Source organism: Streptococcus mitis, from assembly GCF_019929545.1.
GTDB classification, from domain to species: Bacteria; Bacillota; Bacilli; order Lactobacillales; family Streptococcaceae; genus Streptococcus; species Streptococcus mitis_BU.
On record NZ_JAHZPT010000003.1, the window covers coordinates 47,651 to 63,720 of the forward strand.

Consider the following 16,070-nt stretch of genomic DNA (forward strand, 5'->3'; position numbering starts at 1 on the left):
ATGAAGTATCGTGTCATACATGTAACAGGCGGTGTAAGAAATACCATGAGCGGGGTACAAAGTTTTATCAAAAATCATATCCCAAATAATGATCAAGAGTTTGAATATATAGTTGGAGAGTCAAATGGCGACGCTCATTTCCCATTTAATCAATACCTAGATGAAAAAGAAATCAAACGTATTGTATTTCCTGCCCTAAAGATTTCTAAACTATTTGCCTATGCGAGAGAGTGCCGACAATTTTATGAAACGAATAAAATTGACATTCTTCATGTCCATAATCCTATAACCGCTTTTATACATAATTACTATGCTCGAAAAAATGGTGTTCCAGTTAGAATTTACCACAATCATAGTAGCCAATTTTCAGATACTTGGTTGAAAAGTATTCGCAATCGATTTTTGGTCTTTTTAGCCTTGAAAAATGCGACCCATCGTGTCTCTTGTGGCCAATTAGCTGGACTGAAGATATTTGGAAAGAAATCCTTTCAAATCCTTCCAAATGCAATTGACATCGATAAGTATCGCTTTTCTCCAACTTTTCGAGAAGAAATCCTCAAAGAGTTTCATATAGCTGAACATCAAAAAGTAGTAGGGATGATTGGGATTTTAAATCCTTTCAAGAATCAGAGTTTTTTGATTGAAGTTGCCAAAGAATTACCTGACGTTACCTTTGTCTTTGTTGGTGAAGGTCCAGATCGTGCCATTTTAGAAGAGAAAAGTAAGGAAGTGAAGAATATCATCTTTACAGGAAAAAGAGAAGATGTTCATAAATTTTATTCAGCCTTTGATATTTTTGCCTTTCCTTCTTTGTATGAAGGTTTTCCAATCGTGCTGGTAGAGGCCCAGTGTTCTGGAGTCGATATTCTCATGAATGAAACGATTGATCCAACAACTCAGATCGTTAGTGAACTTTGCACAGCCATGCCTCTAGATAAGGCTAAATGGGTAAACTACATAAAAAAGGCGCCTATCAAGAAGAAACAACGACAGCTAAATGAACACCTAAAGCAGTTTGATATTGAAGAAAATGTTCAAAATTTAAAAGAAATTTATAAGCAAGGTTTAAAAAGAGAATGATCAACTATTTAAAACCCTTACTGTTCAAAGTAAGTGATTTTACTTATAAAATAAATAAAATGATTCCCAAGAAAAGGAACAGAATTGTTCTCTATTCTAATTGGGGGTTTAGAGATAATCTTAGAACACTTTATCACTATTTAGTGGATAATGGCTATCAAGAAGCATACGAAATCGTTTGTGCTTCAAATGATTTCTATCATTTAGAAAAAGAGCAGGATGTGAAGTATGTTTCTATTTATCGAGGTTTCTTTTATTTTTTAACATCTAAATATTTTTTCTATTCATTTGGCAAGTATCCTGTAAAGCCTGCTCCAAAGCAGATGGTTGTCAACTTGTGGCATGGAATGCCCTTGAAAAAAATTGGCAATCTTGAAATTGGCATGGAAAAGATTGACTATAATTTCTTTACGAAATTAGTCTCTTCTTCAGATTTATTTACTCCAATCATGAAAGCAGCCTTTAATGCTAAGGATGAGCAGATGATTCTTGTTGGTAATATTCGAAATGATGAGCTCTTTAAAGAGAAAAAAGAGAAGAAAATCATCTGGATGCCAACCTACCGTAATTCTAAAAACTATCATGACAGCCAAGCAGCTTTGATATTTTCTTTGGAAGAAGAGGACTTTCAGAACATTGAAGAACTACTTTCAAACTATGGCTATCAACTTTACGTTAAACTTCACCCTCTAGAGGAATCTCAGTTGAAATTTGAGATGAATTATGAGACGATTCATCTATTGTCAGAAGATATCATTAGTGAGCAGTATGGGACTTTATATACCTTTTTGGGCACAACCAGTGCATTGATTACAGATTATTCTTCAGTATTTTTAGATTATTATTTATTAAATAGGCCCGTTGCATTTACCATTAATGATTATGAGGAATACAAGGAAAAAAGAGGCTTTGTGTTTGAAGATGTGAAGAGTTTAATGGTGGGAAGTGTCATTTGTGATTCACACGACTTATTAGAGTTCCTAGCGAGTGTCATGAAATCTGAAGATCCTTATATTGACGAACGAAAAAAAGTTAATAACAAGGTTAATGCCATTCAAAAAGATTTTACAAAGACCCTTTTGGATGAAATTGGATTAAAGAAATAAGGTTAGGATAAAGAATGATTAGTGTAATCGTACCTGTTTATAATGTAGAAACTTATCTGGAAGAATGTTTAGACAGCATTCAAAACCAAACCTACACAGACTTTGAAGTCATTTTAGTCAATGATGGTTCAACAGATGGATCAAAAGCTATTTGTGAACGTTATTGTAAAGAGAATCGTCGCTTTCACTTGTTGAATCAAGAAAATCAAGGATTGAGCGCTGCACGAAATACTGGTGTAGCAGCTTCAAGAGGAGAGTTTATTGTATTTGTGGATAGTGATGACATGATTCTAGCGAACTATTTAGAAACCTTAATGCACTATATGCGTGAAGACGTAGATATTGTGGAAAGTCAGTTTACCGTATCTAACGAGGAATTTCTTGCTAAAAGTTTTAAAGAACCAAGTATTCTATTCGAAGGGAACTCTCAAGAAGCAGTAAAAATTTTCCCTAAACATGTTTTAAATGTTAATGCAGTTACAAAACTTTATAGAAGATCAATTGTTGAAGCTGTTCCTTATATAGATGGGGTGATTTTTGAAGATGTTTATTGTGGAATTGGAATGTTAAAATATATTCGAAAAATCATTAAGATTGATTATAAAGGTTATTATTATCGACAACATCAAGCTAGTATCATGCATCGAACCTTTACTCCTAAAAATTTAGATATCTTTACAGTCAGTGACCAATTAATAGACTTGTATTCTGATAGGGAAGAACTTCTTCCTTACATTGGCAGCTTCCTAGTTCATGTAGCAACCATGCATTATCAAGACTATATCCAAAAAGGAAATCCATATGCAGATGTCTATAATCAGAAATTAGCCGACTATGTAACTATCACCAAGAAAAATCCTGAGCTTGCAAAAAGTTCGCGTATGATTCGCCTCTATAATATTTGTCCAAAATATTATAATTCGATCATTTTCCCTGTTTATCATTTTTTGTGGAAACTAAAAAATGGAATTAGAAAGTAAATTCAGATGAATAAAAATGAATGAGAAGGAAGCTGTTTTATGATTAGCTTAATCGTTCCAGTTTATAACGTGGAAGAATATCTGGAAGAATGTCTAGAAAGTATTCGAAAGCAAACCTATCAAGATATAGAAGTCATTTTAGTCAATGATGGTTCTACAGATGGCTCACACGCGATTTGTGAGCGTTATTGCCAAATGGATAAGCGTTTCCGATTGATCAATCAAAAAAACCAAGGTCAAAGCGTAGCCAGAAATCGTGGTGTGAAAGAATCCCTTGGCGAATACATCATGTTTGTCGATAGTGATGATGTTGTAAGTCTTGGTCTGTTAGAACAACTAATGAAGTATATGTCTGATGGAATTGATATTGTAGAATGTAATAGAACCGAGGATATTCAATCTTTAAATGAAGAAAAAAAAGATATTCATGTTAAAGAATTTGATTCAGATGAAGCGTTATACCAATGTTTTAATCATGGAGTAAGTTGGAGTCCAGTCGCAAAACTCTATCGTCGTGAAATAGTTGAGAAAGTTCCGTTTTTAGAAAATTTAATTTATGAAGATTTTTATACTGGAATCGTCTCTTTAAAATATATTCATAAAATGAGAAAAATTAACTATATTGGTTATTATTATCGATATCATACTTCTAGTACGATGAATCAGAAATATTCAGAAAAGAATCTTGATATTTTTAAAGTTGGCGAAAAATTATTAGAGGAATTTAGAGAAGATAATTGGTTACCTTATGTAGGGAATATGTTATTTTTAGTCGGTATTGGACATTTTAAAAAGTATAACATAAGAGTTGGACATCCATATTATCAGTTATATATTGATGAGATTAATAAATATGCCAAAATAGCTAAGAAATCATCAGATATTTTCAATTCTAGTAAACTATTAAGATGGTACACTTATTCATCAAAATATTTTTTTAGTTTATATTATCCTCTGTATTTAAGATATTTAGACATTCGAAAAAAATGGAAAATTTAATAGGAGCCTATTTATGATTAGTGTCATTGTACCTGTTTATAATGTTGAAGAGTATCTGGAAGAATGTTTAAATAGTATTCAACATCAAACTTATACCGATATAGAAGTGATCCTAGTCAATGATGGTTCAAGAGATGGCTCAAAAGAAATTTGTGAGCGCTATTGTCAACAAGATAGTCGCTTTCACTTAATCAATCAAGAAAATAAAGGATTAAGTGGCGCTCGTAATCGTGGTATGACTGAATCTAAAGGCGAATTTATCACTTTTGTAGACAGTGATGATGTCATTAAAGACGATATGTTGGAACAATTATTAAAGCACATGACTTCAGAAGAAATGGACATCGTAGAATGTTGGTATACAAATGATAAAAAAGAAATAGAAATCCCTTCTCCCGAGAATGTCAAAATTATTTTTCAAGGAAATGCCCAAGAAGCTTTAGTCTCTTTATGTAAAGATAATATTGTCCGTTTGAATGCAGTCGCTAAACTGTTTAGAAGAGAAGTGATTTTCAATTTTCCATTTTTAGAAGGTCTATTTTATGAAGATGTGTATGGAGGAATGGGAATCTTAAAACATATTCATAAAATGGTGAAAATTGATTATACAGGATATTATTATCGCGTGCGTTCTGGTAGTATTATGAATCGCGAATTTAATTTGAAAAATTTGGATTTGTTTACTATTTGTGATAAAGTGGAGCAACTATATGAAGGAAATGCTGACTCACTCCCATATGTACAGCGTCGCTTATTCCATTTAGTTTTGATGCACGTTGTCGACTATCGCATATTCGAGGGAAATCCCTATCAAGAAAAATATGTGGAATATTTGAATCGATACGCTAAAAGTTCAAGTCGCTCATTTTTAATGAAAGCCTATCGATTATTCCCTAAAAAGATTGTCTTTATTTCAAGAGTTGTTGGAGCCATTCAATGGAGATTTGAAAAATATATTGTAAAAAGATTTTGGAGAGGGTTGAAGTAGTATGAATTATTACTTAAAAGAATTTTACGCAGAAGCCAAACATGCAGGATCTAAGGCAAGATTAGATGCTGAAAAAATAATGGTAGAAGCAGGATATCAACCTTTTTCCCTAAATAATGATTCAAATCCCATCACTTTGACAAAAAATGATGTGTTAGTTCTTCAATTTCCGTTATTATGGCATACCTTAAAAAAACAAATTTTTACGAGATTTTTGAAAAATAGAACATTCAAAGCTTATTTGCTGATTCACGATATCGAGTCCCTGAGAAATAAAAAAATCAAGTCATTTACAGATTTTAAACATTCCATTATCCATTTTTTACAGAATAAAACAGTCCTTGAAAAAGTCGATGGTATTATCGCTCATAATGAAAAGATGAAAGCAGAACTTGTGCGATTAGGAATACCGGAAGAGAAGATTGTTTCCTTAGAGATATTTGACTATTTGATTCCACATTATAAAGAGAAGAAAGCTTATGAAAAAGAAACTATTTTGTTAGCTGGAAATTTCGATATTCGGAAAACAAAATACGCAAGACAATTACCCGAAAAACCAGATTTTTCTATTTATGGGATTAATTTTGAAGAGGAGAATCTTCCTTCAAACGTTCATTATAAAGGTGCTTTTTCTCCTAATGAACTTTCTAATCACTTGCATGGTGGTTTTGGCTTAGTCTGGGATGGAGATAGCCCCCATACTTGTAGTGGGATGTATGGAGAATATTTAAAGATGAATAACCCACATAAAGCCTCTTTATATTTAGCATCAGGTTTTCCAATCATCGTGTGGAGACAATCTGCTTTAGCTGAGTTTGTACGAAAAAACCATTGTGGAATACTTGTTGATTCATTATTTGAAATTGCAGATTGTTTAAACTCGATTGATGAAGAAGATTTTCAAGAGCTGATTAAAAATAGTAAAATAGTAGGAGAGAAACTTCGTAACGGATATTTTCTAAAAACAGCTTTAGAAAAATGTGAAAGGAATTTGTAGAGTTTATGAAACTACAAATCTTACAAAAAAAAATGGCTCGCTATCGTCAAATTTTAAAATATTATGGCCTTAAACTAACATGTGTTTACTTTCTTGCACAAAAATCTGACAAGATGTTTTATGATTTTCGTAGAAAGATTCTTTTGGATTTTGTACTGAAATTACGAAAAGAAGCTCAAATAGATGATTCGAGTGATGAAAAAGAAGAAGAAACAACAGAATTTCCAAAAATTATTTGGACAATGTGGCAACAGGGAGAAGCTCAAATGCCTGAGACGGTCCAGGCTTCAATGAAGACCATAAAAGACTTCGCCAAAAGAAATGACTGTGAATTCTATTTATTGACGGATCAAAATCTGGCAGATTTCATCAATATTCCAAGAAACATCACCGAAAAATACAAGAAAAAAGAATTATCAGCTGCGCATTATTCCGATATTATTCGTTTTAGTCTCTTATACCAATACGGTGGAATATGGATGGATGCAACCTTATTTGTATCTCCATACGCCACGGTAAAAATGTTTGAAGGGGACTTTTTTAGTTTGAATCATCCACCGACATATCCTGAGCAAATGGAGCGAACGATTGGTGATTTTAAATGGTCAGGTTTTTTCCTTGCAGGACAAAAAGGGGGAGCTCATTTCAAACATATTCGGGATTTATATATGTACTATGTACGTAAATATCCAGTCTTTATTCATTACCTGATGATGGATTATTTTATTTTGTCCGAATATACTTCAAATTCTGAATTTAGATCATTAGTGGATACATTGCCTGTTTTAGAAACTGCTGAGAGAGTGTGGTTTTTAAGAGAACATGCTGATAAACTTTTTGATGAAAACGAATGGGAAGAAGTGTTGAAAACAACACCAATTATGAAAACCACTTATAAAATTAATAAAGAAGAGGTCGTTCCAGAAAGTTATCTGGAGCAACTTTTACAAGGAAAATTAAAGGAATAGATGAAATACACGAAAAAAAGTAGAACCGAATTTGCCACATTAAATACAAGTATTGCTCTTGTATTGCAACCTTTTCAAGTACTTCTTGGCTTTATCAATCGAACTATTTTTATCAATTTACTTGGGGTAACCTATCTAGGATTAAACAATTATTTGTCTAGCTTAGTTTCTATCCTGTCTTTGGCAGAATTAGGGGTTGCTGGAGCCATGAGCTATGCACTATATGGACCCTTAGACAGAGGAGAACATGGAAAAATCAATGCCTTTATGATTCTTTTCAAAAAATTATATAGAATCATTGGCTTTTCTATTTTTATACTGGGCGCTATACTTTCTTTATTTCTTCCTTATATGATAAAGGATTATACGGTAAATAGTGAAGTATATTTGATTTTTTTCCTCTTTGTATTTAACTCAGCTTCCAGCTATTTTTTCTCCTATAAACGAACCTTACTTTATGTCGATCAGCGTAATTATGTGATGACTTTGATTGACTTTGGATTAAATACGCTTCGTGTATGCTTGCAAATCGGAATTTTATTCTTTACCCAAAATTATATCTTTTATCTATTGATCAGTATCATGATGAATTTTATAGGGAATATCATCATGTCGGGGATTGTAGATAGATTGTATAGTTACTTGTTTAAGAATGAGATAACACCCATTAATCAGGAGGAAAAAGAAAAATTTATCCGAAATATCAAAGGAAATGTAGTCGGTAGTATTGGAGAAACAATTGTTTTTCAAACAGATAGTATTCTAATGGCAAGTTTTGTCAGCTTAGCAGCTATTGGTATTTATGGGAATTATACCTATGTTTTAGGATTTCTTTCACTGATTTTAAATACTGTGATCAATTCAGTTGTTTCTTCCGTAGGTAACTTAGTCCATTCGGAATCTACGACAGTAGCAGATATAGTTAAATTCCTAAAAAAATTCCAGTTTATTGCTTTTAGCCTGATTTATTTTGCTAGCTTAGGCTATTTAATGTTCATTCATCCATTTATGACCATCTGGTTAGGGGAAAATTTTTCATTTAATCGTACAGTTGAGATTTTGATTGTCCTTCATTTTTTCCTAACTTTTTATAGAAGACCGATTCTAACGTTGATTTCAGTTTATGGATTAAGTTATGAGCAAAATAAAAAAGTTATCGTCGAGATTTTATTAAATATTTCCCTTTCACTCTACTTTTTAGTGATTTTAGATTTAGGGGTATCTGGAATTTTATTGGGTACGATTTGTTCAACAGTCTTGACCTGTACATGGTATGAACCCTATAGCGCCTTTAAGTATGGATTGAAAGCTTCCTCAAAGGATTTTTTTAAAACATTGTTACAAGATTTCACTGTCGCAGGGATAAGCTTTCTACTTTTGAGTTTGCTGGATAACTACCTCTTAAGTCAGCTAGATTTCATTTTCGGTTTGATCATCAAAATCGTCCTTTATTTGATAGTATTGGGTGTCTACGTTTTCCTATTTAGAAATCATGAAGGCGGTAGACAAATCATCCTGATGATTCAAAAAGTATTAAAGTTAAAAAAATAAGGAGAAATCAATGAAAAGAATATTGGTTTGTGGTCTGGTTCCAGATGTTGGTGGCTTGGAAAAAATTGTGGTAGATTTTTATAATCATATCGATACCTCTGAATTTGAACTGGAATTTTTACTACAAGGTTCTGAAGATGTTGAATTTAGTGATCATTTTAAAAAGCTTTGTCGCAATCCTCTAGTCGTTCATAGAATCCCCAAGTTAAGACCTCATATGAAACAGGCATTAAAGGAATGGGATTGTTTCTTTAAGGAGAATGCTCATCGTTATGATATTTTATGGTCCAATCAAAACGGTCTGACTCATCTAGAATTTTTAAAATTAGCAAAGAAATATGGAATCGAAAAAAGAATTGTTCATGGACATTGTGCGACAGCAGATAAATTTTATCGTTTTATTCACCCAATTAATCGACTTTTTGTCGGAAAATATGCAACAGATTTTTGGGCCTGTGGAACAGAAGCGTTGAACCATTTTTATCATGGTAAGGAAAGAGAAAAAGCACTAGTTATTCATAATGCCATTGAGGTGGAAAAGTTTTTATATGATCAAGAAATGCAAACCCAACTTCGAAAGGAGTATCAGATCCCTGAAAATTGTTTGGTCATTGGGCAAGTTTCCCGCTTAAATGAGAAACAAAAAAATCAAAGTTTCTGTATTAAGGTCTTTTCTGAAATCGTCAAAAAAGAACCAAATTCCCGTTTAGTTTTTATCGGAAGAGGTGATACTGCATTTTTAGAAAATGTGGCAAAAGAATATGGTGTAGAAGATAAAGTCATTTTTACAGGATTGACCACTAATGTCGGAAAAATGCTAAATTTATTAGATGTGTTCTTCTTCCCATCTCATTTTGAGGGCTTGCCAATTGTACTCATTGAAGCGCAAGCAAATGGATTACCTGTTGTAACAGCAAAGCATTTACCAGACGCAAGGATACTAGATAACTATGATAACAGTTTGTCTTTGAAAGATTCTCTTGAAAAATGGGCGGATAAGATTTTGTCGGTCAAAGATGGACGTATATTAGATAATGAGTATGTTCTTAAAAAAATTAGTGAACATGGCTATGAAATTAAATTTGCTACTAGACAGTTAGAGAAGTTATTTGAGGAGTGATAAATAATTGATGGAGAGGACAAACATGTCTTCTCTAATTTCATTTCAATCAGACCATTATCCGGTAGTTTCATAAATAAAATTAGGTATGTTTTAATAGTACTTCTAAATGATATTTCATAAAAATATATTTTGATTATTTTATCAGATGATTAATTAACTTAATTGAATGCAATACGACTAATTTTATATTTAATAATCTCATGGATTAGAGATAGGCATTTACTGAAAATTAATATATTAAAAAATGAGATTGCATTCAATTTTCCTTAATAAAATAGCTTTTCTAGACAAAAGCTTATGCAAAAAAGAATAATTTATGATAGAATAGAAGGCAAGAAAGAAAACGTTTTTACAATTTTTTCAATCCGAAGGAGATATATTATGGCTACAATTCAATGGTTTCCTGGTCACATGTCTAAAGCGCGTCGACAGGTGCAGGAGAATTTAAAATTTGTTGATTTTGTGACGATTTTGGTGGATGCACGTTTACCTCTATCTAGTCAAAATCCTATGTTGACCAAGATTGTTGGTGACAAACCAAAACTCTTGATTTTAAACAAGGCAGACTTGGCTGATCCAGCAATGACCAAAGAATGGCGTCAGTATTTTGAATCACAAGGAATCCAGACTCTGGCTATTAACTCCAAAGAGCAAGTGACTGTAAAAGTTGTAACAGATGCGGCCAAAAAGCTCATGGCTGATAAGATTGCTCGCCAGAGAGAACGTGGGATTAAAATTGAAACCTTGCGTACCATGATTATCGGGATTCCAAATGCTGGTAAATCAACTCTCATGAACCGTTTGGCTGGTAAGAAAATTGCCGTTGTCGGCAATAAACCAGGGGTTACCAAGGGACAACAGTGGCTCAAAACAAATAAAGACCTGGAAATCTTGGATACACCGGGGATTCTTTGGCCTAAGTTTGAAGATGAAACTGTTGCGCTTAAGTTAGCCTTAACGGGAGCTATTAAAGACCAGTTGCTTCCTATGGATGAGGTGACCATTTTTGGCCTCAATTATTTCAAAGAACATTATCCAGAAAAGCTGGCTGAACGCTTCAAACAAATGAAAATTGAAGAAGAAGCGCCTGTTATTATTATGGATATGACCCGCGCCCTCGGTTTCCGTGACGACTATGACCGTTTCTACAGTCTCTTCGTGAAGGAAGTCCGCGACGGCAAACTCGGTAACTATACCTTAGATACATTGGAAGACCTCGATGGCGACGATTAAAGAAATCAAAGAACTCCTTGCAACGGTCAAGGACCTAGATAGCCCTATTTTTTTAGAGCTTGAAAAGGATAATCGCTCAGGAGTTCAAAAGGAAATCAGCAAGCGTAAAAAAGCTATTCAGGCAGAATTGGATGAAGATTTTCGTTTGGAATCCATGCTTTCTTATGAAAAAGAACTTTACAAGCAAGGATTGACCTTAATTGCTGGTGTTGATGAGGTTGGTCGTGGTCCTCTTGCTGGTCCTGTAGTCGCTGCAGCCGTTATGTTACCTCAAAATTGTAAGATTCAAGGCCTCAATGACAGCAAGAAAATTCCTAAAAAGAAACATCTGGAGATTTTCCAAGCCGTTCAGGAGCAAGCCTTGTCAATCGGCATTGGTATCATGGATAATCAGGTCATCGACCAAGTCAATATCTATGAAGCAACCAAACTGGCCATGAAGGAAGCAATCTCCCAGCTCAGTCCTCAACCGGAGCACCTTTTGATAGATGCCATGAAACTGGATTTACCCATTCCACAAACATCTATCATCAAAGGAGATGCCAACTCCCTCTCTATCGCAGCAGCATCTATAGTAGCTAAGGTGACACGTGATGAATTGATGAAAGAATTCGACCAGCAATTTCCAGGCTATGATTTCGCTGCTAATGCAGGATATGGAACAGCTAAACACCTGGAAGGCCTCACAAAACTAGGAGTTACCCCAATTCACCGAACAAGCTTTGAACCCGTTAAATCACTGGTTTTAGGAGAAAAAGAAAGTTAAGTTAGAAGGAATGATTATGGAGGAACAGTCAGAAACACTCAGTTCCAAGAAAGAATTTGCCTTTGCCTCGAGTACCATACTATCCCAAGTTGGACGAGGAATCATCGTTGGTCTCGTTGTCGGACTCATCGTCGGATCTTTTCGGTTTTTAATTGAAAAAGGCTTTCACCTGATACAAGGACTTTATCAAGATCAAGCTCACCTAGTGCGCAATCTTTTTATACTGGTTTTATTTTACATATTCGTCTGCTGGCTTAGTGCTAAACTGACACGTTCAGAAAAAGATATCAAAGGCTCAGGAATCCCTCAAGTCGAAGCCGAATTAAAGGGACTAATGACTCTCAACTGGTGGGGCGTTCTTTGGAAAAAATATGTGCTAGGAATTCTAGCTATAGCCAGTGGACTCATGCTGGGGCGTGAAGGGCCAAGTATCCAACTTGGAGCAGTTGGTGGTAAGGGTATTGCAAAGTGGCTCAAATCCAGTCCAGTTGAGGAACGTTCCTTGATTGCCAGTGGTGCTGCTGCTGGTCTAGCTGCAGCCTTTAATGCACCGATTGCAGGACTTCTCTTTGTGGTAGAAGAAGTTTATCACCATTTTTCACGCTTTTTCTGGGTCTCAACTCTAGCAGCCAGTCTCGTAGCAAACTTTGTCTCTTTGCTCATATTTGGCCTAACACCCGTACTGGACATGCCAGACAACATCCCACTCATGACCCTGGATCAGTATTGGATTTACCTCCTTATGGGAATTTTTCTTGGACTTTCCGGTTTTCTCTATGAGAAAGCTGTGCTCAATGTTGGTCGAGTTTATGATTGGCTTGGTCAAAAAATCCATTTGGATAGAGCTTATTATCCAATTCTTGCTTTTATCCTTATCATACCAGTCGGAATCTTCTTACCCAAAATCCTTGGTGGTGGAAATCAGCTGGTTCTTTCCCTGACTGAGCAAGATTTTAGTTTCCAAGTTCTATTAGCTTACTTTCTGATTCGTTTTGTTTGGAGTATGATTAGTTATGGAAGTGGCCTTCCAGGAGGTATTTTCCTACCAATTTTGGCGCTTGGTTCCTTGCTTGGTGCCTTAGTAGGTGTCATTTGTGTCAATCTTGGACTTGTCAGTCAAGAGCAATTCCCTATATTTGTCATTCTAGGAATGAGTGGCTATTTTGGAGCAATATCTAAGGCTCCCTTAACTGCTATGATTCTCGTAACTGAGATGGTAGGAGACATCCGTAATCTCATGCCACTTGGATTAGTGACCTTGGTTGCCTATATTATCATGGATCTACTCAAGGGGGCACCTGTCTATGAGGCTATGTTGGAAAAAATGCTACCTGAAGAAGCGACAGATGAAGGAGAAGTCACCCTCATTGAAATCCCTGTTTCAGATAAAATAGCAGGAAAACAAGTACACGAACTCAACTTGCCTCATAACGTTCTCATTACTACCCAAGTCCATAACGGTAAAAGCCAAACCGTTAACGGTTCAACCAGAATGTATCTCGGAGATATGATTCACCTAGTTATTCCAAAAAGTGAAATTGGGAAAGTCAAAGATTTGTTGTTGTAAGCTTTATTTACATAATTTATGTTATGTTTCGAAATTAAATACATTAGAAAACCGATTCTCAGAAATGAGATCGGTTATTTTTTTACAGATAGTATATTTCACACACAAGTAACTGAACTTTGTTAAAATAAAACTATAATCAAGTTAGAAATGATAAAGCATAAAGCTAGAAAGGAGTTTACTGTATCAAATCTTTACAGTAAGATTAAAATCATGAAAAAGAAAACAATAGCAATTATACAATGTATTTTGTATCTCATAGCTCCTTATATAGCTCTTCAGTTGTGTAGTATTAACAGAAGTTTAGTGGGTGAGTTCTTTATTATTTTCTTCATTCTGTTGACTATTTCATTCTGGTTTAGTATTTGGAAACTAGAAAAAGCACTTGATAATGATTCACAATAGAAACTCCAAAGATTTAGATTCGTTTTACACAGGTCTAAGTCTTTTTTAAAACCTCTATAACATCTTTCCGAAAAACTATAATTTTCTTGAAAAATAAATAAGTCTATGCTATACTACTAGTAGAGACTTATTTATGGAGAAAATACATGAAACGTGAGATTTTACTGGAACGAATCGACAAACTAAAACAAATCATGCCCTGGTATGTTCTGGAATACTATCAATCTAAGCTAGCTGTTCCTTACAGTTTTACAACCTTGTACGAATACCTCAAGGAATACGATCGATTTTTTAGCTGGGTTTTGGAGTCTGGCATTTCAAACGCTGATAAAATGTCTGATATTCCTTTATCTGTCTTGGAAAATATGTCTAAGAAAGACATGGAATCTTTTATCCTTTACCTACGTGAACGACCTTTGCTGAATGCTAATACAACCAAGCAAGGAGTTTCTCAGACAACTATCAATCGAACCTTGTCAGCTCTTTCCAGTCTTTATAAGTATCTAACCGAGGAAGTCGAAAACGACCAGGGGGAACCTTATTTCTATCGTAATGTAATGAAAAAAGTTTCAACAAAGAAAAAGAAAGAAACGCTTGCTGCCAGAGCTGAAAACATCAAGCAAAAACTCTTTTTAGGCGATGAAACAGAAGGTTTTCTTACTTATATTGACCAAGAGTATCCACAACAACTCTCAAATCGCGCCCTATCATCATTTAATAAAAATAAAGAACGAGATTTGGCCATTATTGCCCTTCTCTTGGCGTCTGGCGTCCGCTTGTCTGAAGCTGTTAATCTGGATCTAAGAGATCTCAATCTCAAGATGATGGTTATTGATGTCACTCGAAAAGGTGGCAAACGTGACTCGGTCAATGTCGCTGCCTTTGCAAAACCATATCTAGAGAATTATCTAGCCATTCGTAATCAACGCTATAAGACAGAAAAGACAGACACAGCCCTTTTTTTGACTCTCTACAGAGGTGTTCCTAATCGTATCGATGCTTCCAGTGTTGAGAAAATGGTTGCTAAGTACTCTGAGGACTTCAAAGTCCGTGTAACTCCCCATAAACTGCGCCATACCCTAGCAACCAGGCTCTATGATGCCACTAAATCGCAAGTTTTGGTCAGTCACCAGCTAGGACATGCCAGCACACAAGTCACTGACCTCTATACCCATATCGTTAATGATGAACAAAAGAATGCTCTAGACAGTTTATAAAATACATAAAATAAATTATGTAATATATGATTTTAAAAAAAGAAGCTGGTCCTACAACCAACTTCTTTTTGATTTATCCAACTACCGCTTCAGCGATCTCTTCACGGCTAATACCAGCGAAGTAGCGTGTGATATCAATAGTTTCTAGCGCCTTAAGAACATCTTCGCGTTCGTATTTCACTCCACGAAGAACATCTTCTACTGCAGCAACGTCTTCAATACCAAAGAAGTCACCATAAATCTTGATGTCTTGGATTTTTGATTCAGTAACGTTAGCAAAGACTTCCACCTTACCACTAGTGAATTTTGTTCCACGACGGACGTTAAATTCAGGTGATTTACCGTAGTTCCAGTCCCAAGTACCAAACTTAGTATCCTTGATGCGATTGATTTCAGCCAATTCTTCATCAGAAAAAACGTATTCAGTCATCTCTGGGTACTCTTTTTTCATGTATTCCAGTAGTAAATCACGGAACTCTTCGACTGTGATTTTTTCTGGTAATTCATTGATAATATTGGTCACACGAGCACGAACAGATTTCACACCTTTTGATTCAAATTTATCCTTTGAAACCTTAAGGGCGTTAGCAAGGACTGACAAATCAACGTCAAAGAGCAAGCAACCGTGGTGCATGATACGGCCATTGATATAGGCTTGGGCATTACCACAGAATTTCTTACCGTCGATTTCTAAGTCGTTACGACCTGTGAACTCAGCTTTAACCCCAAGTTGAGCCAAAGTATTGATAACTGGAGTTGAGAAGCTCTTAAAGTCAAAAGCCTTGTTTTCATCTTCTTTTGAGATGATCGTGTAGTTGAGGTTATTTAAATCGTGGTAAACAGCTCCACCACCGCTGATACGGCGGACCACCTCAATACCATTTTCTCGAACATAATCACGGTTGATTTCTTCGATGGTATTCTGGTGACGACCAACAATGATAGATGGCTTATTAATCCAAAGTAGGAAGATTTGATCCTCATCCAAAAGGTGTTTAAAGGCATATTCTTCCAAGGCAATATTAAAGGCAGTGTCGTTTGAATGATTGATAATATATTTCATGATATCCCTTTATACGATAGAGACTGG

At 35.0% G+C, this 16,070-nt stretch carries 14 protein-coding genes; 13 read left to right on the plus strand and 1 reads right to left on the minus strand.

The window, feature by feature from the left end; translation table 11 throughout:
- The 13 genes from K1I71_RS01670 to xerS all read left to right on the plus strand — a co-directional run bounded on the left by K1I71_RS01670 (window position 1) and on the right by xerS (window position 14,980).
- A complete protein-coding gene (locus K1I71_RS01670) occupies window positions 1-1,080 on the plus strand; it encodes a glycosyltransferase (RefSeq protein ID WP_223330034.1) in 1,080 nt (359 codons plus the stop codon).
- Complete coding sequence (locus K1I71_RS01675; RefSeq protein ID WP_223330035.1) at window positions 1,077-2,186, plus strand: CDP-glycerol glycerophosphotransferase family protein; 1,110 nt, start codon at window positions 1,077-1,079, stop codon at window positions 2,184-2,186. Before K1I71_RS01670 ends, K1I71_RS01675 begins: the two co-directional genes overlap by 4 nt.
- A gap of 14 nt (window positions 2,187-2,200) precedes the next feature.
- Entirely contained in the window at window positions 2,201-3,166 is a 966-nt protein-coding gene (locus tag K1I71_RS01680; RefSeq protein ID WP_223330036.1) for a glycosyltransferase family 2 protein, read from the plus strand.
- Between the two features lie 39 nt (window positions 3,167-3,205).
- On the plus strand, window positions 3,206-4,165 hold the full coding sequence (locus K1I71_RS01685) for a glycosyltransferase family 2 protein (RefSeq protein ID WP_223330037.1): 960 nt from the start codon (window positions 3,206-3,208) through the stop codon (window positions 4,163-4,165).
- Between the two features lie 13 nt (window positions 4,166-4,178).
- Window positions 4,179-5,153 carry a glycosyltransferase family 2 protein gene (locus K1I71_RS01690; protein ID WP_223330038.1) on the plus strand — a complete coding sequence of 325 codons (975 nt, stop codon included), beginning with the start codon at window positions 4,179-4,181 and terminating at the stop codon, window positions 5,151-5,153.
- Window position 5,154: 1 nt separating this feature from the next.
- Window positions 5,155-6,150: a glycosyltransferase gene (locus K1I71_RS01695; protein ID WP_223330039.1), complete on the plus strand. Its 996-nt coding sequence runs from the start codon at window positions 5,155-5,157 to the stop codon at window positions 6,148-6,150.
- 5 nt (window positions 6,151-6,155) lie between these two features.
- Window positions 6,156-7,118 carry a capsular polysaccharide synthesis protein gene (locus K1I71_RS01700; protein ID WP_223330040.1) on the plus strand — a complete coding sequence of 321 codons (963 nt, stop codon included), beginning with the start codon at window positions 6,156-6,158 and terminating at the stop codon, window positions 7,116-7,118.
- Complete coding sequence (locus tag K1I71_RS01705) at window positions 7,119-8,669, plus strand: lipopolysaccharide biosynthesis protein (protein WP_223330041.1); 1,551 nt, start codon at window positions 7,119-7,121, stop codon at window positions 8,667-8,669.
- Window positions 8,670-8,679: 10 nt separating this feature from the next.
- Window positions 8,680-9,789: a glycosyltransferase gene (locus tag K1I71_RS01710; RefSeq protein WP_223330042.1), complete on the plus strand. Its 1,110-nt coding sequence runs from the start codon at window positions 8,680-8,682 to the stop codon at window positions 9,787-9,789.
- Between the two features lie 384 nt (window positions 9,790-10,173).
- A complete protein-coding gene (ylqF, locus tag K1I71_RS01715; RefSeq protein WP_000201324.1) occupies window positions 10,174-11,025 on the plus strand; it encodes a ribosome biogenesis GTPase YlqF in 852 nt (283 codons plus the stop codon).
- A complete protein-coding gene (locus K1I71_RS01720; protein WP_223330043.1) occupies window positions 11,012-11,791 on the plus strand; it encodes a ribonuclease HII in 780 nt (259 codons plus the stop codon). The genes ylqF and K1I71_RS01720 overlap by 14 nt, the downstream gene beginning before the upstream one ends.
- Before the next feature lie 16 nt (window positions 11,792-11,807).
- Window positions 11,808-13,358, plus strand: a complete 1,551-nt coding sequence (locus K1I71_RS01725) for a ClC family H(+)/Cl(-) exchange transporter (protein ID WP_223330044.1) — start codon at window positions 11,808-11,810, stop codon at window positions 13,356-13,358.
- Window positions 13,359-13,909: 551 nt separating this feature from the next.
- Complete coding sequence (xerS, locus tag K1I71_RS01730; protein ID WP_049491412.1) at window positions 13,910-14,980, plus strand: tyrosine recombinase XerS; 1,071 nt, start codon at window positions 13,910-13,912, stop codon at window positions 14,978-14,980.
- A gap of 73 nt (window positions 14,981-15,053) precedes the next feature.
- Here xerS and K1I71_RS01735 read toward each other — a convergent pair whose 3' ends face one another.
- Window positions 15,054-16,043, minus strand: coding sequence for a lipoate--protein ligase (locus K1I71_RS01735; protein ID WP_045606764.1), 990 nt, complete (start codon window positions 16,041-16,043; stop codon window positions 15,054-15,056).
- Between the last annotated feature and the right edge of the window lie 27 nt (window positions 16,044-16,070).